This is a genomic window from Sphingopyxis sp. Geo48 (genome assembly GCF_949769155.1).
Taxonomy (GTDB): domain Bacteria; phylum Pseudomonadota; class Alphaproteobacteria; order Sphingomonadales; family Sphingomonadaceae; genus Sphingopyxis.
On the sequence record NZ_CATKPA010000005.1, the window covers coordinates 52,430 to 71,923 of the forward strand.

At 66.2% G+C, this 19,494-nt stretch carries 7 protein-coding genes; 3 read left to right on the top strand and 4 right to left on the bottom strand.

Annotation, left to right across the window (positions count from 1 at the left end; genetic code table 11):
* Window positions 1-30: 30 nt before the first annotated feature.
* From QOL79_RS16205 to QOL79_RS16220, 4 genes are all read right to left on the bottom strand, one after another.
* Window positions 31-8,676, bottom strand: coding sequence for a DUF5801 repeats-in-toxin domain-containing protein (locus QOL79_RS16205; protein ID WP_283420144.1), 8,646 nt, complete (start codon window positions 8,674-8,676; stop codon window positions 31-33).
* 515 nt (window positions 8,677-9,191) lie between these two features.
* Window positions 9,192-10,142 (bottom strand): M23 family metallopeptidase, encoded by a 951-nt coding sequence (locus QOL79_RS16210; protein WP_283420145.1) that lies wholly within the window; start codon window positions 10,140-10,142, stop codon window positions 9,192-9,194.
* A 489-nt stretch (window positions 10,143-10,631) separates the two neighbouring features.
* Window positions 10,632-12,821 carry a calcium-binding protein gene (locus QOL79_RS16215; protein WP_283420146.1) on the bottom strand — a complete coding sequence of 730 codons (2,190 nt, stop codon included), beginning with the start codon at window positions 12,819-12,821 and terminating at the stop codon, window positions 10,632-10,634.
* A 268-nt stretch (window positions 12,822-13,089) separates the two neighbouring features.
* Window positions 13,090-14,700, bottom strand: coding sequence for a TolC family protein (locus QOL79_RS16220; protein ID WP_283420147.1), 1,611 nt, complete (start codon window positions 14,698-14,700; stop codon window positions 13,090-13,092).
* A 359-nt stretch (window positions 14,701-15,059) separates the two neighbouring features.
* Here QOL79_RS16220 and QOL79_RS16225 point away from each other — a divergent pair, with 359 nt between their 5' ends.
* The 3 genes from QOL79_RS16225 to QOL79_RS16235 are packed head-to-tail and all read left to right on the top strand — an operon-like array spanning window position 15,060 to window position 19,403.
* Window positions 15,060-16,253: a helix-turn-helix transcriptional regulator gene (locus QOL79_RS16225; RefSeq protein WP_283420148.1), complete on the top strand. Its 1,194-nt coding sequence runs from the start codon at window positions 15,060-15,062 to the stop codon at window positions 16,251-16,253.
* A gap of 1 nt (window position 16,254) precedes the next feature.
* Window positions 16,255-18,042, top strand: coding sequence for a type I secretion system permease/ATPase (locus QOL79_RS16230; protein ID WP_058457070.1), 1,788 nt, complete (start codon window positions 16,255-16,257; stop codon window positions 18,040-18,042).
* The gene (locus QOL79_RS16235; RefSeq protein WP_058457071.1) at window positions 18,039-19,403 is read left to right on the top strand and encodes an HlyD family type I secretion periplasmic adaptor subunit; all 1,365 of its coding nucleotides are present in this window, start codon (window positions 18,039-18,041) and stop codon (window positions 19,401-19,403) included. The genes QOL79_RS16230 and QOL79_RS16235 overlap by 4 nt, the downstream gene beginning before the upstream one ends.
* The last annotated feature ends 91 nt before the right edge of the window (window positions 19,404-19,494 follow it).

Consider the following 19,494-nt stretch of genomic DNA (forward strand, 5'->3'; position numbering starts at 1 on the left):
CCCTTGTCTTTTGTTCCGTCTTTCGTGCGGTCACGCGTGAACCGCCGCCGCCTGTTCGAGTTGCGCGGCGATATGCTGTTCGGCGAGACCCGCCATGAAGCCGTGCCCGGCACCCATCGCCCCACCATCGCCGAGCAACCCGTCGGTTGCACTCGCGAGCACGGGCACCTGCGGCAGCGCCTCGTTCGACGCCGGCGCCGCGCCGAGCAGCGCATCGAGATCGACCTGCGGCCCTTCGAGCGCTCCGGCGACGATCGCCTTGACGTCGTGCGCGGCCCCGTCGGCGGGAACGATCTGCGCCGGCGTCAGCACCAGGACCTGATCGACTGACGGCGCCGCATCGGGCTTGGGCGCCGCAGCCTCGGCGCGATCGATGTGCGTCTCTTCGAGCAGGCTCGCATAGCTGCGCTCGGGCGCCGGATCGGCGGCATGGCCGGTCGCGTCATTGTCTTCGCCGCCACGGTCGATCGCTTGCCGCGTCGGGGCGTCGTTATGGTGGCGGTCGCTGCCCGATTCATCCGATGCCAGATGCGAGGAGAGGTCGGCCCTGCTCGCCGGTTCGACGTCCTGCTGTTGCGAAGCGGCGCTCGTCGTCGCCTCGACCGCGAGGGTCGCCGCGACCGATTGTTCCGCCGGAGCAGATGCAGGCTCTTCGGCGGCGAGCGGGGTCGCCGCAGCGAGTCCGGCGACGAGCATCGCGGTCGACAGCCCCGCCGCGCTCCGCTGCTGGTCGGCGACGAAATTCGTCGCAAAGGCGGCGTCGGCGAGCTTGCCGGAGCTGCCGTCGGCGCGGGTATAGGTCGCCTCCCCGCGCACGACGACCTGGCCGTCCGCAGCCGTGTAGCCACGATTGTCGGAGACCAGCGCTATGCTGATGATCCCGGCATCGATCAGCGAGCGATACTCGCCGGGATCGGTCACGCCATTGCCATTGGCGTCCTGCCAGACGCCGAACTTCGCGAAATCCTTGTCTGCCGCGTCGAGCCTGCCATCGCCGTTGCTGTCATAGGCGGCAGCGAGTCCCTGCAGGTCGGACAATCCCTTGCCACCGAAAACCAGTTCCGACCCGTTGTTGACCTTGCCGTCCCCATTCTTGTCGATCGCGAGCAGCGCATCGTCGCGGCCGACCCATGCAGTCGTCTCCGCCACCCCGTCACCGTCATAGTCGAAGCGGACCGCCGCGTCGGACGACACGAACTCGATCCCGTCGCCATCGAGGTCAAGCGCGACCGGCGGCGCCAGCGCGTTGATCGTGATCGACAGGTTCGCCGTCGCGGTGTCGCCATCGCGGTCGGTCAGCACATAGGAAAAGACCTCGGTCGCGGTGACGGTGATCGGCGTCGGCGGCTGGTAGGTATATTGGCCGGTCGCAAAGTTGAGCGTCAGCGTGCCGCCCATCGGCGTAGCCACGGCATTGAGGCTGGTGCCGGCGATCGACCCGCCGGTCGACACCGATATGCTCGATGCGCCGTCCCAGCTGTAGGTGGTCGTCCCGACCGTGATCGACAGCAGGCGGCCGCCGTCGGCGCCGAACGCATCGTTGGTATCGAGATCGCCCACCACCGCCGACGGCACGATGACCGACAGCAAGGTGCCGACCAGGTCCTGGAAATCGTCGACGAGGATCGGCTGGTTGTTCGGCGCGTCATTGAGGTCGACGTCGCGCAGCCGCTGGATGTTGAGCGGCTGGAGCGGGTTGTTGTCGATCCCGATCGCGGTGACATTGATGTGATTATTGTCGACGAAGCTGTTCCACGCCGACGCGGTCGATGCGGCGAGCGAATTGATGACCTGCGGCGGGATGCCGCCGAACTGCACCCCCTGGTTCGGGTTGCCGTCGCTCAGGAAGAAGACCTGGTTGCTGGCGCCCGAGATCGCCGTGAAATTGGCGAGCGCGGTCTGGATCGCGCCGGTATAGTTGGTGTTGAGCCCGATTTCCTCGTTCGACGGACGTTCGCCGCCCGCCGCCGGGTTGAGCGAGTCGAGATAGGCGTTCGCATCGGCAGCGCTCGCGAAGGAGGGCGAGGCGAAGGAGCCCGACGAGAAGATCACGAAGCGGATCGTCATCACGCCCGATGCCGCGTTGTCGAGCTGGCTGAGCGCGCCCTGCACCGCGCTGATCATCGTGTTCAGCTCGCCATTGTCGATGCTGTCGCTGAAATCGAGGATGAAGAGCGTGTTCACATCCTGCGTCGGCTGCGAAGTCGATCCGGCCTCGCCGACCGCGTTCGGCGCATCATCCTCGATCACGACCTGGATCGCCGCCGCGTTGGTCGTCGTCGTGGTGCCGTCGGACACCGACACCGGAACCGAGAAATTCTTGAGATCCTCCAGCGCAACGGTCGGATGGTCGACCGCGTTCGACAGCGTCACCGTATAGGCGCCGTTCGGCGCCAGCGTGACGCGGATGATTTCCGCCCCGCCGGCCGAACCGATCAGCGTTCCGGTGCCGACGCCCGTCCAGGTCACCGGCACCCCGCCCGCGGTCAGCACCGCGCCGGGATCGCCCAGCGTCGCGGTCAGCGTCTCGCCCGCATCGGCGTCGCCGATCGCGAGCGTCCCGCTGGCTGTTGTGCTGTTCGTGGTATCAAGCGTCGCATCAGGCAGCGCATCGGGCACCCCGCCAGCCAACCCTTCTTCCGACACGCGCGCGATCGCAGTGCCGATCGTCGGCGCATCGTTGGTCCCGAACACGGTGACCGACAGCGTCGAGGCGACCGAAAGCGCGCCGTCGCTGATCATATAGGTGAAGGTATCGACCAGCGTCTGGCCCGCGTCGAGCGCGTTGACCGCCGCCTTGTCCTCGTCGAGCGTGTAGGTGTAGCTGCCGTCGGCGGCGATCACCAGCGTGCCATAAAGGCCGACATAGGTGCCTGCCGAGGTGACGGTGATCGGCTCGAGGTCGGGGTCATTGTCGGCGACGTCGGCGAAGAGGCCGAAGGGCGCGCCGGGATGCGCGATATCCTGCAGCACATTGCCGGTGGCGCTCGGATCCGACCCGCTCGGTCCGTCGAGCACCCAGTTGGTGTCGGCGCGCGCGACGGGAAAGTCGTTGGCGCCGGTGATCGTGATCGTGATTGTCGCGGTCGAGCTGTCGCCGTCGGCGTCCTGCACGGTGTAGTGGAAGGTTTCGGTCAGCGTCTCGTTCGCGCCGAGCGCGATGACCGCCGGGTCGGCCGGGTCGAGATCGTAATGATAGCCGCCGTCGGCAGCGATGGTGATCGCACCATAGTCGCCCGCCAGCGCCGCGCCGATCGATCCCGTCGTCGCGCCGAAGGCGACCCCCGTGACATGCAGCCCGCCATCGGCGCCCGCAGTGTCGGCCGACCCGTCCATGCCATTCTCGTCGGTGCCACCGATCCCGGTCAATACATTGCCGTCAGCGAAATTCTGGCCGTCGCGCGCGACATTGTCCTCGTCATGGACGGCAAGCGGGGCGTCGTCGCGGATCGCGAACTGGCCGGTGATGTCCGCGGTCGTCCGCGCCGTGTCGCCGTCGCCATCGGTGACGATCGCGGTCAGCGTGATCCGGTTGCTGCCCGCGAGGAACAGCGCCTGGTCGGGGCCACTGTCGGGCGTATGAAGTACCGCGCGCGACTGGTCGAAGGTGACGAGGCCGCCGGGGCCGACCGAAATGCGGAACACCTCGTGCGACGCGGTGCGGCCATAGACGACGCCGCCGACGATCGAGAGGATCACCGGCTCGCCGGTCAGCGAATCGATCAGCCCGCTCGGTCCGGCGGTCACCCCCAGCTCATAGGCGGTGGTGCCGGGGCCGTCGGCGCCGAAATCGGTCGTCGGTGCGAACAGGCTCGACAAGTCGGCCGTCGTATCCACGGCGAGATTGCTCTCGTCGAGCTCCAGCACCGGCGCGCTGCCGCCTGCAGAGACGGTCGGACCATCGTCTGCAAAGCGGATGTTGCCGCCAAGGTCGACGGCGACCGTGTCCGATACGCTGTCGCCATCGCGGTCGGTGATCGTCGCGGTGCCGCGCAGCTCGATCAGATTTGCGCCCAGCTCGACGAGCTGCGCCGCATAGTCGGCCGGAGACCCCGGCAACGGATGGTCGATTTCGGCGAACTGGGTGAGTGTGACGATGCCCGTCGCCGCATTCACCGACACGGAAAAGACCGGCGTGCCGCCCGCGCTGCCCACAATCTGTCCGGATACAAGGGCAAGCGTGACCGGCACGCCATTGCTGGTCAGGGCGGTGGTCGCAGCCGCCGTGCCCAGCGCAAGCGCATAACTCCATGTGACCTGACCCGCCCCGGCGGGGCCGTCGGCGCCGAATTGCACCGACGCTGCCGAGAAAGCCGATGACAGGTCTGCGGTCGCGGTGTCGAAGGCCGCGCCGCGCGTGTCGGCATCCTGCGTGGTGAGCAGGATGCTGTTCGTGTCGACATTCGTCGCGTCGATCGACGGGCCATCATCGCGAAACGCCAGCGTGTTGCCGACGAATGCGATCGCCGACGCCTGGTCGCCATCGCCGTCGGTGACGGTGGCGACGAGGCGGATCAGCGTCGACGACAGCGTTGCGATATCGTCGGGATTGGTCGCATCGCCATGTTTGATCGCGCGCATCTGGTCGAGCGTCGCCTGCCCGTTGGCGTCGATCGTCAGCCGGAAGGCGACGGTCGAGAGCGAGTCCTGCAAGCGCCCTTCGACGACATTGCCGTTCGCCTGCAGGATGATCTTCGACCCCGTCGCGACATCGACCAGCCCCGAAGCGGTCGTGACCTCGAAGGCATAGCTGACCTTGCTTCCCGCGGCGTCGGCGCCGGTAACGACGTGGAAGAAAATCGCGAAATTGGCGGTCGCGTCGGCCGCAAGATTGGTCTCGTCGACCATCAGCGCGCCGGTGGAAGAGGTCACCGCCATGATCGAGGGAACATCGTCGGACACCGAAAGATCGACCGTGCCCGCCACCTTGTCGCCGTCGGCGTCGGTCGCAATCACCTCGACCGAGCCCAGTTCGGCAAGGTCGTCGGCGAGCGTGTCGGGGTGCATGCCGTAGTTGGACTCGAGCGTCATCGTGACGGTCGCGACATTCCCCGCGACGCTGAGGTCGAGGATGACGACGACATTGTCGTCCGCATCGCGGCCGATGATCTGCGTATCCGACTCGAGCGTCCAGATCAGCCCGCCGTCGAGGCCCGAGGGATCACCGAAGCCGATCGACGCAATCGCATCGGAGCCCGGCGTGAACGCGATCTGACCGCTTGCGGTCACCGGCTGGAAGATCGACGGTGTCGATCCGGTCGCCAGATGCTGGTCGTCGACGGTAAGGCTGATCGGGGCACCGGCTGTCGGCTCTGCCCCGTCCGCAAGGCGGATCTGCTGCAGCGCCGAGGACTGGTCGCCATCGCCATCGGTGATCGTGTAAGTGAAATCGGCCGCGATGGGGAACTGGCTCGTCCGGGTAACGGGATCGAAAGTCCACGCGCCATCGGCCTTGAACGTATAGGTGCCGTTCGCGTTGGTATAGCTCGTCGTTCCGCTCGCCGCGACTGTCACCGCCACGCCGCCGATCGTCACTCCGGTCACCACCGCGCCGTCAGCGCCCCGCGTGTCGTTCGCGAGCAGATTGCCCGAAATCGGCGGCGCATCCTCGGCGACCGTGATCGACGGCGCCGACCGCGCGACCGGATTGTCGTCGAGCACGCGAACGTCGAGGCTGGCCGTCGACGTCGTTCCGTCGCTGTCGGTGATCGCCACCGCGAAGCTATCGGTCAGCGATGCCCCGTTGGCGCCGCTGTGCAGCAGGCTGTTGTCGACCAGTTCGTAACTGTAGCCGATCGTCCCGCCGATGATGTCGCCGGCATTGTCATAGACGGGTTCGAAATCGGTGATCGTCAGGATACCGAGCGCAGTGCCGATCGACGTGCCGACGATGATGTCGCCGTCGAAGAGCGGCTCGCCGCCGACGGTCAGCCCCGCGATGCCGTCGGGCGCGTCGAAGCTGAAGCTGCCGGTGCGGACCAGGGCATCGCCGTTCGGGTCAGACCCGTCGGCGAGATTGGCCTCCGACACGGTGACTTCGCCGCCATCGGCATTCAGGCCGGTGAAGCTGATCCCGTCGTCGCGGCCGCGGATCGTGATCGTCAGCGTCGCGGTCGCTTCGTCGCCATCGCTGTCGGTGATGACATAGTCGAAGGTTTCGGTAAGTTCTTCGTTTCCGCCCAGCCCCGCGACATCGGCGTTTTCGGGATCGACGACATAAAGGTAGCTGCCGTCGGACGCGATCTCGAGCGTGCCATAGGCGCCAAGGGTCTGGCCGTCGACCGCGCCGGTCTCGCCGCCGAACGATACCGCCGTGACGGTCGCACCATCGGCGCCCTGCACGTCGGCGGCGCCATCGGTGGTATTCGCATCGTCGCCGCCGAAGCCCGTGAGCACATTGCCGTCGGCACCCTGTTCGCTGCCCGCATCGACCGCATCGACATCGTCGATCGCGGTCGGGACATCGTCGACGATCGCGATTTCGAGCGACGCATTCGCGCTGTCGCCGTCGCTGTCGCTGACGGTGATGCCGAAGCTGTCGGTCGCATCGTCGCCATAGCTCGCCGTGGTCAGCGCATAGGTATAGCCGATCGCCGTCGGGCTCAGGCTCGTGATGGTGAGCGTCCCGAAACTGCCCTCGATCGCCTGCCCGACTGCCGTGACCTCGATCCCGTTGATCCGGATCGTCCCGAGCCCGTCGGGGGCCGAGATCGCGATCGAACCGCTGGTCGCGGCACCGCCGCTTTCGGGGGCCGATCCGCCGGGCAGCCCCGCCTCGGCAACCGTCAGGCCGTCGTCCGAGCCGCTCGGCACCCGAACCCGGACCCCGCTGTCGGCGATGTTGATCGTCAGCGTTGCGGTCGTGCTGTCGCCATCGCCATCGGTCAGACGATAGGTGAAGACATCGGCGACGCCGCCCGGCGCCTCGGGATCGCGGGCATAGCTGTAGCTGCCATCGGCATTGAGCGTCAGGATACCATAGAGGCCCGCCACGGGCGTTCCCGCGGGCACCGGATCGCCGGTGCCGGTCACGAACGACACCAGCGCGCCATCGGCGCCGACGGTGTCCCGGCCGCCGTCATTTTCGACGTCGGTGATCACATTGCCCGTCGCCGTGTCGCTGCCGCTGACGATCGTGTCGAAATCGGCGATCGCGATCGGCGCATCGTCGATGATGTCGATTTCGAAACTGGCCGAGACCGCATCGCCATCGATGTCGGTGATTCCGACCGTAATCGTCTGCGACGCCGGATCGCCGATCACATTGTCCTCGAGCGCGAAGGCATATTCGATCGAATCGGGGTTGATCGCGACAATGTAGAAGGTGCCCGTAGGCAGCGCGATCGCCTGTCCCTCTTCGATCACTGCAATCCCGTTGATCGTGATCGCCGCCGGCCCGTCGGCCGCCCCGAACTGGATCGTGCCGAAGCTGAAATAGGAATCGTCGCCGGTGCTCGATCCGGCCGGCTCGCCGGGCCGCTCGGGTAGCCCCGCCTCGTTAACGAAGGTGCCTTCACCCCCCGCGCCCGGAACCGCCAGCGTCGGCGTGCTGTCGGCGATGTTGATCGTCAACGTCGCGGTCGATGTGTCGCCGTCGCCGTCGGTCAGGCGATAGACGAATGTGTCGGAGACGCCACCCGGCGTCCCCGGATTTCGGACATAGACATAGCGGCCGTCGGTGGTGATCAACAGTCGGCCATATTGGCCCTCGATCGGTGCCCCGGGCGCCAGGAAGTCCGTCGCCGCCTCGGTCCGGATACCGGTGACGAGCCCCCCGTCGGCGCCCAGCGTGTCGGCGCCGGCCACGCCGCTGGTCGTGCCCTCGCCGGTGATGACATTACCGGCGGCCGGATTGCGGGTGCCGGCTTCGGTATCGTCGACGTCGGGACGCGCGATCGCCGCATCGTCGGCGATCGTCAGCGTCAGCGTTGCCGTGTCGACGTCGCCGTCGGCATCGGTCACCGTCACCGTCACGACATCACGCGCGTCGGGAACGGTCGCATTGTCGGTCAGCACGTAGCTGTAGCCGATCGCATCGGGCGTGATGCTGGTGATGGTGATCTGGCCGTAGGTCGTGGCGACGGTCTGGCCTACCGCGGTGATCACCGTACCGTTGACCGATACACTGCTCGGCTGGTCGAGGGCGGTGATCTGGATCGTGCCGGTGATAGTTTCCTGCCCCGACGCCTCGTCCGATCCCGGCGGTTCGGTGCCGCGCGCAGGCAGCGCAGCCTCCGACACCGTCGCGGTCGCGTCGGCGGCACCGGCCGGCTGATCGGGGGTAATGATGACGATATCGGGCTTGTTGTCGATCGCGTCGGGAATGATTTCGCGCGCCTGTCGATCGGGCAGGCCGAAGTCGGTGGGCGGCAGCAGGTTGCCGATCGCGAAGGGGTCGCCGATGTCACCAGGCGTCTGGGCGAAATTTCCGCCCGAGCTTTGCAGCGTTCCCGCCGCGGGCTCGGGCTCCTGCGTCGCGATCAGCGCCGCGATCGTCGGCGCGGGAATATTGATCGGTCCGATCCGGAACTGCGGGATATGCAGCGCGCCGTCGACGATCAGCAGAACCTGCCCGTCGGGCAGGGTGATCACAAGGTCGTTGCCCGAAAGCCTGATGGCGTCGAGCCGCGTTCCGGGTGGGAGCTGGACAACGTCATTGGCGGGCACAATACGCATCGCGCCCGCCGGAACGGCTCTTGCGGTACCAGCCACCTCCTCGGGTCGCTGAATTGCCTGTCGCTCCATCGCCTTTCGGCCCCCCTGCACTTCATCCCCCGCCCCGACGTCCGGCGAAGACCTGTACGGAGGTCACACCGGACTAAGGCGAGCGGCATCGCGTTCGCGCCAGATGGCCGTCCGAATGCGCAATGTTCGCTTTTGTGATCTGCTAGGTTCTCTTTGGCGACCGATGCCCGTGCGTCATCACTGACCCGGGAAATACAGACCCAGGTCACTGATTCTGCAATGGCAATTTCCGGTATGCGGCCCTATACTTTCGGATAGATCGAATAACTTAAGGGTTAAAACTTCCTTAAATTTCACAGATATGAGAATCAGGAAAAGTCAAAATCGGGACACGTCGTCTTCAAACCAAAATTTCTTGGACAATCTAAATCAAATTGGCGAAATGGATATGGTTTATTCTCCAATTCAATGAAGAAGATACTTGAATTTTCAAGTACGCCTCCACTTTATTCGATCACGCCTTCAACGTCGAACTCCGCGACGATATCCGGCCCGCGCCGCAGGATATAGCGCCCGCTATACTGCCCTGCCGGCCAGCCGCCGGGCGGTGCGCGCTTGCCGCTATAGGCGAACCAACTGAGGCCGCCCCCGGCCACGACGCTTTCCTGGCTGTGCACGATCCCGCGGTCGGGGCCCGCGATGGCGAACGTCTGGCGGTCGCCCGACTTCGCACCCATCGCGTCGACCCACAGGATCAGCGGCGCGTCGCGGCCCGCGAGCCGCGGGGACGGATCCCGGCCGGTGACGGCCTTTGCGGGCACGGCGGAGGCAAGGCCTGCGGCGATCACGGCCGTCGGCCGGTAACCGAGCTGCAGCGCGGCAGCGGGGGTCCAGAGGCCCGATGACGCGCCGGCAGCGGCGCAGGATGCGTCCGCGGCCCCGCCGGTGAAGGGGTCGATCGGCTGCCCGCGATGCCGGATCGCGAAATGCAGGTGCGGAAACTCGCTGTTCCCCGACAGCCCGATCAGGCCGATGCGTTCGCCCGCCGCGACGCGCTGCCCCGGGCGGACGGCGACGCTGCCGCGCTGCAAATGGCTGTACTGCGTTTCCCATCCGTTGCCATGGTCGATCACCAAGCCATTGCCCGCCTGTTTGTCGGCGGGCGCGGTACGTTCGGTCACGCTGATGTCGGACTCCCCGTCGCGGGTGCGGAGCACCAGCCCGTCGCGCGCCGCAAGCACCGCATAGCCCGCCCGCATGTCGGCCATCGTCCGAAGCCGGATATCGATCCCGTCGTGCCCATCGGTCGTCAGCGTCCCGCAGCGATAGTCGCTCCGCCCCGGCCCCGGATCATGATCGACCAGCTTCTGGATCAGGCAGGATTCGCCGATGCGGCAGTCGACGGGAAAGGCGAAGGCCGGCTGGTCGCCGGACGCCGACACCGCGAACAAAGCCATGGCGAAAGGAAAGGAGAGAATGGTCGCGATCATCGGTATGACATCTGCGTTGCGGCAGGGTGCCGAACCCCGCCTGCGGACGGCACGGAGGCCCGACGCCGGCCGCCGCCCGGGGGGTCTGGGCGGCGGACACGGCTAGCCGGCCGAGGGACCGACTGAACTCGGGAACCTGCCAGAAGCCAGAGAATAGTACGGAATTCCCTCGATTTGCCGGCAGAAATGCCGTTGACGTTTGCTCTGCAAACTCGCTTGGCCAAAGCGAGCATCTTGTGGATGATTCTGTCCGCCACCCTGCAACCGGAATGGCGGAAACCCACGTTTCCCGCCATTCCCAGATGGGGACATCAGGAAATTCGATGAAAAAAAGATGGCGCCGACGCCGCGCAAGAGGGGCCGGCGCCGCGCATAAAAAGGAGGGCAGGCCGCGGCCTGCCCTCCAGTCTGCAGAGGTCCGTCGAGGAAACGGGCTCCCCGTACGAAGCCTTGTCCTCAGACGAACGTGATCATGTCATAGGACGCATTGCCCTGGCTGTACGCGTTGATCGCGGCAACCGAGTCATAGGCACCGAGCGCCGCGAGGGCCTGGATCGGAGCCGAAGCGCCTTCCCAGAAATCCTCGAGAACGACCACGCCGGCCGCCGTGAAGACGAGCACGTCGAGGCCATCACCCTGGCCGTCCCAGTCGGTGGTGAAGACGCCCATGTCGTTCGCCGGGTCGAAGCCCGCATCGACGTCGAACACCAGCGTGTCACGGTTCGCGAGGTTGAAGTCGCGGCCGTCACCAAGGTTGAACGGCGCCCCGATCACGTCGAAGCCGAAGCCCGGCGAGCTGTCGGTCGAGTCGAACTTGAACAGGTCCTTGCCTGCGCCGCCCGACATATGATCGTCGCCTTCGCCACCGGTGATGGTGTCGTTGCCCGATTCACCTTCGAGGTTGTCATCGCCCACGCCACCATTGATGGTGTCGTTGCCGGTGTCGCCGCGAATGGTGTCGTCGCCTTCATCGCCGTTCATGTTGTCGTTGCCGAAGCCGCCCGACATATAGTCGTTGCCTTCGCCACCGAACATGGTGTCGTTGCCGCCACCCGGGTTGCCCAGGTTTTCGTACAGCGTGTCACCATACATGATGTCGTCACCGTCACCACCGTACATGGTGTCGTTGCCGGCATCGCCAGCGAGCTGGTCATCCCCGTCGTTGCCGCTGACGACATCGTTTCCGGCACCACCATAGATCAGGTCGTTGCCGTCATCGCCCGACAGATTGTCGGCACCGTTGTTGCCCTGGATCAGGTCGTCGTCGTCGCCACCCGAAACAACGTCGTTGCCGTTGCCGCCGGTGATGTTGTCGAAGCCCGAGCCACCCGAGATGACGTCGTTGCCGTCGTCGCCCGACAGGGTGTCGTTGTCGTCATTACCTTCGATGACGTCGTCGCCTTCGTCACCGTTGATGATGTCGTCGCCGTTGCCGCCCGAGATGAAGTCGGCATCGGTGTTCGACGGATCGAGCGGATCGAAGAAGGGATCCCCGTTGCCGCGGATCACGTCGTCGCCGTCGTCGCCATACAGGTCGTCGTCGCCACCTTCGCCCCAGATCACGTCGTTGCCGCCGTCACCATGGACCAGGTCGTTGCCGTCGTTGCCGTTCAGCGTGTCATCCTCGGCACCGCCGCCGATGTCGTCGTCGTCGGCGCCGCCCTGGACGAAGTCGAGACCCGCGCCACCACGGATGTAGTCGGCCCCGGCATCGCCGTCGATTTCATCGTCGCCGTCTTCACCGAGCAAGACGTCGTCGCCTTCACCGCCGTCGAGCTGGTCGAAGCCGGTGCCGCCGAGAACAACGTCGTTGCCGTCATCGCCCCAGAGCAGGTCGTCGCCCGTGCCGCCGAGGATGGTGTCGCCGCCGCCCTGGCCAAAGACCTGGTCATCGCCATCACCGCCCTCGATGTAATCGGCGTGGCCGTTACCCGGATTGTAGCCACTCTGGTTGTAGGCATAGTCGGGGTCGGCCTTGCGGTTGACACCATTGTCGCCGAAAATGACGTCGTTGCCGTCGCCACCGTACAGCTGGTCGACACCGTTGCTGTTGGTGCCGCCTTCAATATAGTCGTCGCCCGTCCCACCGAGGACCACGTCGGTTTCGGTGCCGCCATAGAGGTTGTCCTGGCCGCTGCCGCCGTCGATATAGTCGTTGCCGGCATTGCCTTCGACGCGGTCATCGCCCGACTGACCATAGAGCGTGTCGTTGCCGGCATCGCCACGGATGTAGTCGTTGCCGCCACCGCCGTAGCCGGTGTCGTCACCCGCGCCGCCGAGCAGCGTGTCATTGCCGTCGGCCACACCATTGTCGATGCCGACATATTGGACGTTTCCGGGGCCGATGACGACGAAATCGGCCTGGTCACCGATCAGCGTGTCGTTGCCGGTACCGCCGTCGATACGGTCGTTGCCATAACGGCCGATGACAGCGTCATTGCCGGCGTCGCCATAAAGGTCGTTGTCGAGGTTGTTGCCGTAGACGGTGTCGTTGCCGCCGTTGCCACGTGCGTTGTACGGCAGCGTGGCGGTCGAGACGATCGCGTTCAGATCGATGAAGTCGACCGCATTGGTGCCCAGAACCTGACCGCGGGCGGTCGGATTCTTGGCCGCAGTCGGTGCGTTCGAAGGAGTCACAGTTGGCATTTCGCTATCCTCTTCATTGTTGGGTCGCAAAGATGCGGTCTCACCGACTCGGGCGAAATCACACCCCCATGGCCCGATCCAAAGCCGAGCCATGAAGCTTGGATATGGCGGGGGCGGAGGGGGGCATATTCCTGCTTGGGGACATGGCCGAAGATTTTCCGAACTGCTTCATTTTGGGGCAGTTCTTGTGGCTGAAGTGTCACGGGCACAGCACGCTCCGCGCCGTCCCGAAGGGCGGCCCGCCGCGCTGTTTCGACGCGATCCGGTACTATTTGACGCGGCGTCCGAGTGCGGATGCCGACGGCCTGCCGCCAAGCGACGCGGCCGGCGTCGCCGCCTCGCCGCCAGAAGATGGAACAGCGGGCGCCGACGCGACGGGCGCACTGCCAAGCGTCGACTGTCCAGGCCGCACAGGAGTGGCGGAGGCCTTGGCGGACGCGTCCCCGCTGGCGATGCTTTCGCCCGCAGCCGGACGCCCCAGCGCCGATGCGCCCGGCCGCGACACGGTGCCCGCCGCGCCAGCCGTGCAGCACCGCCCCTCGAGGATCGCATCGCCGTCGAGCCGGCCGATCGCCGCCAGCAACCCTGCGCGCGCGACGAATTCGTTCCGGTTGGCGCGTTCGAGCGTCACCCGCGCGGTCAGCAACTCGTTCTGCGCATCGAGCACGTCGGTGAGCGTCCGGTTGCCGCCGAGCGCCTCCTTCTTGAGGCCCTCGGCCGCTTGTTCGATCGCGGCGACCGCGGCGGTTGCGGTGACGATCGTGCTCTTCGCCGACTGCCACCGCGTCCAATAGCTCGCCACTTCCTCCGCGGCCGCACGGGTCGCGATGTCGGTCTGCGACAGGCGCTGGTCGCGGACAGCGCGTGCGCGGCCGATTTCGGCATGGTCGCGCGGCACGAAGATCGGCACCCGAACCTCGAGTCCGCCATAGAGCGAGGAGCGATCGTCGGGCAGCTTGCCGGTGAACAGGTTCGCGACCCCGCCGGCCAGATACTCATAGCCGCCGACCGCGTCGACCTGCGGAAACAGCGCTCCCGCCGCGAACTGGACGCCGGCCTTTCCGGCCTCCGCATTAAGTCGCGCGGCGCGCAGTCGCGGCGCGTTCTCGAGCGCGATCTTCTGGGCCAAGGCAAGCGAGTCGGGCACGGGCGCGAGCGCCGGAAGCGCCGGAAGCGTCGTCGCCGACTGCCCGCTCACGGTCCGGAACTCATAGCCGTTCACGTTGAGCTCCTCGGTCGCGGCGAGGACGCCGGCCTGCGCCGTTGCGAGCCGGGCCTTCGCCAGCTCTTCATCGGTACGCGTCGCCTCTCCGAATTCCAGCTTGCGCGACGTCGCGCGCAGCTGCTCGCCGATCGCGTCGCTTTGCTGCTGCGAATATTCGAGCACCTTGCGCTGGAGATGGACGTCGGCGGCGGAGGTGAGCAGGTCGAGCAGCGTGTCCGAAATGGTCGCATCGAGCCCAGCTTCGGCCGCCGCCATCTCGGCGGTCGCGATCTGCACCGAATTATAGGTGCGATTGCCGTCGTAGAAGCGCAGGCGCGCCTCGATCGCTCCGTTGGCCGACGTATATTTCGAATCGCCGCGGCCGCCATTCTTGACGTCGATCTCGCGCCGCTGGACGGTTCCGTTCGCCTCGACCGTCGGGAAGTAGCCCGCCTCGGCGGTGGCGAGTCGCGCCTTGGTGATTCGCACCTGCTGACGCTGCGCTTCGATGTCGGGATTGGTTTCGATGACAGTCTTGGCGAGCGAGGCCATCGTGCTCGACGGCGCGCGTCCCGGTGCCGGGGCCTGGGCCTGCAAAAGCGCGGGAATCGCCGCGATCGCGAGTGCGCAGGACGCGCATAGCAGGCGCGCGCTTTTGGTCGATGGTCCCTGCATTTGCCCCCTCCTGAGACATCGTCGATGCGAGCGGCGACCCCGGCTATCTCGATGGCGTGAGGATAGGCTGCGGCGGAAGGGCGGGAAACTACCCATACGGATATGTCCGAGTGGGTAATAGACTCGATCCGCCGAATCGAAATAGACAAACCCCGCTTCCTGCAGCCGTCACGGCAGGAGCGCTGTCGGCGGGTGTCCGTCCACCGACAGCCGCTGAGTAAGATGCCCAAGGCATACCGGCAAGGCGCGCGGTCCCATCCGTACGGGGCCGGCGTGCCGGACAATATGGTCGCGCGTGCATGTCCTGTTGCGGGATTTTCAACCCCCGCTCCGGGTCCAATGTCTCATGGGGGGCCATAATGTCTTCGGATGCCGAACTTTCGACTCTCTATGCCGATGCAGGCGGCGACGCTTTCCATTCCTGCGATCTCCCGTTCGAACCCGACCATGGAGAGACGATTTCGGGGCTCCGGCATGGCGTCGACGCGATGGCGAACACGCGCAAGGTCTGGCACGACTTCCTCGGCCAGTTCGACATCAGTTCGGCGATCCTGACGGTCACGCTTTCGGGTAGCGGCGCACAGCGGCACGCCTATCTGCTCGGCTTCGACCATGTCCGCGACGACGCCGATGCGACGCAGCGGCTCCTCGCTATGATGGACGACCTCTGGTCGCGCATCGGCGAGCAGCCCGTCCACCATTTCCAGATCGCGGGAACCGGCTTCGGCGCCGAACTCGGTGCGCACGGCGACCCGGCGACGGGGCTCTACGACTGCGGCGTCGCGCTCCAGATGAAGCGCGGCGGCACCTGTATCCACGCGCTGTTTTTCCGGCAGGGCGGATCGGCCCGCTTCAGCGACCGCGACATCGCCTCGCTGCAGATGGTCGCGCCATTGCTCGCCGATTCGGCGACGCATGCTGCGCAGCTCGCACGCCAGTCGCAGCGGTCGGCGATGCTCGAAGGGATGTTCGACCGCGTCTCGCTGGCGATGGCGCTGCTCTCGGCCGACGGACGCCCGCTGTTCATCAACAGCGCCGCGACCGCGCTTCTCGGCCAGCGCAAATGGCTGATCCGGGCCGCCGACGGCGCGATCGTCGCCGCGAACCCGCAGCAGGCGAAGGAATTGCGCGAAAGCATCCGCCGCGCTGCGACCGCGTCGCAGCCGGTCGAGGATGTGTTCCGGCTCGATTGCAGCAACGGCGACTGGCGCCTCGCCTATGTCGTTTCGGCGAAATCGCGGTCGGGCGACGTCACCGCGCGCTGCGCGATGCTGATCCTCATGGGCCCGGGAAAGGTCGACGCACCGACGTCGCTGCTCGAGGCGCTGGGGCTGCTCCCGTCCGAACAGCGTTTCCTCGGCCAGTTCCTGAAATCGAGCAGCCTCGGCAACGCCGCCGAAGGGTGCGGGCTGTCGGAAGAGACCGCGCGCACCTACTTGAAGCGCGTCCGCGCCAAGCTGGGCGTGCATCGCCAGATGGAGCTTGCGGGTCTGATCTCGGGGCTCGTCCTGCCTCTTCACGCGGGCGACGGCCCGGCGCTCCGGGACTTCTGACGTGGCCTTCAATGCCCTGACCGCCGCGTTCGGCCGCGAACGCTCCGGCAACCTGTTGACCGACAGCCTGCTTCCGCAGCGCGCGATCGCCGGCAAGCTCATCTTCTTCTCGATGATCACCAACCTGGCGGCGCTCGCCATGTCGTTGTTCATGATGCAGATTTTCGATCGCGTGCTGTCGAGCCAGAGCAAGGATACCCTGTTCTTCCTCGTCCTCGCGGTGACGATGGTGATCGGGCTCGGTTCGATGCTCGACGGCATCCGCCAGCAGGTCGCGAACAGGGTCGGAACCTGGCTCGCGCAGCGGCTCGGCCCATCGCTCCTCGTCCGCTCGCTCGAACAGCGGCTGATCGCGCCGAACACGCGGCTCGAGGCGCTCCGCGAACTGGCGCAGGTCAAGAATTTCATCTCGACCCCGACGGTCTTCAGCGTCGTCGATATGCTGTGGGTGCCGCTCTACCTGTTCATCGTCTTTTTGCTGCACCCGCTTTTCGGCCTGATCTCGGCGGTGGGCGCGATCACGCTGTTCGGGCTGACCTGGTACAACGAGCGCATGACCCGAAACGCGATCAGCGAGGCGCAGGCGCTTGGCGCGCGCAACATGCAATATGCCGAATCGCTCGTCCGCAACAGCGAAGCGATCGACGCCATGGGGATGGCCGACGACACCGTCGCCCACTGGGCGCACCGCTATCATGAAGAGACCAATTCGGTCGATCGCACCCAATTCCAGTCGAGCAAGATCCTCGCCTGGATGAAGTTCATCCGCAATTTCGTGCAGATCGCGCTGCTCGCCACCGGCGCGCTGCTCGTCCTCGACCAGCAGATCACCGGCGGCGCGATGATCGCCGGCTCGATCCTCATCGCACGCCTGCTCGCGCCGATCGAAGCCGCGATGAGCTATTGGAAGCAGTTCGTGCTCGCGCGCGAAAGCCTGCGCCGCCTGTCGCGCTTTTGCGACCTGCCGCGCCCGCGCCCCTCGCAAATGTCGCTTCCCAAGCCGACCGGGGCGATGGCGGTCGAACGGCTGAGCTATGCCGCGCCGGGGATGAAGGGCGCGATCCTCAAGAATGTCAGCTTCGCGATCGATGCGGGCACCGCGCTGGCGATCGTCGGTCCGTCGGCGTCGGGCAAGACGACGCTGTCGCGGCTGCTCGTCGGGGTCCTCAAGCCGAGCGCGGGGCATGTCCGCCTCGACGGGGCCGACACGTTCGACTGGATGCGCAGCGACTTCGGTCCGAACGTCGGCTACCTCCCGCAGGACGTCGAGCTGCTGCCTGGAAGCATCCGCCAGAACATCGGCCGCTTCCGTCCCGGCGCGAGTGACGCCGACGTGATCGCGGCAGCGAAGCTCGCCGATTGCCACGACATGATCCTGCAACTCGATGGCGGCTATGACTGCGTGCTGACCGACGGCGGCTACCAGCTTTCGGGCGGCCAGCGCCAGCGCGTCGGCCTGGCCCGCGCGCTGTTCGGCATGCCGCCGCTCGTCGTGCTCGACGAACCCAACGCCAGCCTCGACGCGCGCGGCGACGCGGCGCTGCTCGGCACGATCAAGAAACTGAAGGCGATGAACGTGACGACGATCATCGTCTCGCACCGATCGAACCTGCTCGAGCTTGCCGACAAGATCCTGCTGATGATCGACGGGCAGGCCGCGAAATTCGGCGACGCGCGCACCGTCGTCGAGGAAATGGCCGGGAAGCGGCGGGTGATCCAGCCGGGCGGCGCACCGGGCGGTCCGAAGGCGCCGCCGGCGATGGCAAACGAAAAGGGGATGGGGGCGTGAACATTCCGGTACGTCTCGAGGCCGGCAGCGAGGCCGGACCGCTCGCCCTCCCTGCACCGGCGGCGGATTTCAGCGCGCCGAAGGTCGGGCGGTCGATGCGCCTTGCGATGATCGCGATCGGGCTGTTCGTCGCCGCCTTCGGCATCTGGAGCTGGGCGGCACCGCTCAACAGCGCCGCCATCGCCTCGGGCTTCCTCGAAGCGGCGGGCGGCGGGCGCCGCACCGTGCAGCATCTGGAAGGCGGCATCGTCAGCAAATTCCTGGTCGTCGAGGGGCAGCAGGTCCGCGCCGGCCAGCCGCTGGTGCTGCTCGACGCGACGCAGAACGACGCGTCCGACGCCGCGCTGCGTTCGGGCTACTACGGCCTCCTCGCGCAGGACGCGCGGCTTACCGCCGAACGGCTGCGGCTCGACCGGATCAGTTACCCGGCCGAACTGCTCGCGGCCGCAAGCGATCCCGAGGTCAAGGAAATCATTGCGGCGTCGAACGCCGAATTCATTTCGCGCCGCCGCGGGCTGGCCGAGCAGTCGGCCATCCTGTCGCAGCGGATCAGCCAGGCGAACGCCGACATTCGCAGTTCGGGCGCGCAGATCGTGGCGCTTGGCGACCAGGCCAAATTGCTCGAAGAAGAGGAAATGGGCGTGAACATGCTCGTCGACGAAGGGCTGGAGCGCAAATCGCGCCTGCTCGCGCTGCAACGCCAGAAATCGGCGGTTGCCGGCGAACGCGGCAAACTGACCAACAATATGGACCGGCTGCGCGATGCTATCGGCGAAACGCAGGCGCAGATGACGTCGCTGCGCGGGCAGATGGTACTCGACGCGGCGCAGCAGCAGCGCGAGGTTCAGCTCAAGATCGCCGAGGCGCGAGAGCAGCTCAAGGTCAGCACCGACGTCCGCAGCCGCAAGCAGATCCTCGCCCCGATCGACGGACGGGTGGCGAACCTGCGGCTGATCACGCCAGGCGGCGTGCTGGGATCGGGGCAACCGATCCTCGACATCGTTCCATCGTCGGAAAAAATCGTCGTCTCGGCGCGGCTGCGCCCGACCGACATCGACATGGTTCATTCGGGGCTGAAGGCCGAGGTCCGGCTGACCCCCTATAAGGCGCGGGTTATCCCGAACCTGATCGGCACGGTGCGCGAGGTGAGCCCCGATGCGATCTACGACCAGGACGCGCACCAGCTATATTACAAGGTGATCGTCGAAATCTCTCCCGAGCAGCTTAAACGCTATCCCGACGTGCGGCTCATGTCGGGGATGCCTGCCGAAGTCTTCATCGATCTCGGGTCCAGTTCGCTGCTGCAATATCTCTTCCAGCCGATGATCGACAGCTTCAACCGATCGTTCCGGGAATCATGACCGGGGCGGCGGCAGCGGCCGGTGACTAGCCGGCCGCGAGAGGGGGGAAAAACAGTTGTGCGGTTACGGAATACTGTTCCGGGGCGTCGGC

Coding starts and splice junctions, on each gene's coding strand:
- QOL79_RS16205 (WP_283420144.1), bottom strand. CDS start 8,676: ATGCGTATTGTGCCCGCCAATGACGTTGTCCAGCTCCCACCCGGAACG.
- QOL79_RS16210 (WP_283420145.1), bottom strand. CDS start 10,142: ATGGCTTTGTTCGCGGTGTCGGCGTCCGGCGACCAGCCGGCCTTCGCC.
- QOL79_RS16215 (WP_283420146.1), bottom strand. CDS start 12,821: ATGCCAACTGTGACTCCTTCGAACGCACCGACTGCGGCCAAGAATCCG.
- QOL79_RS16220 (WP_283420147.1), bottom strand. CDS start 14,700: ATGCAGGGACCATCGACCAAAAGCGCGCGCCTGCTATGCGCGTCCTGC.
- QOL79_RS16225 (WP_283420148.1), top strand. CDS start 15,060: ATGTCTTCGGATGCCGAACTTTCGACTCTCTATGCCGATGCAGGCGGC.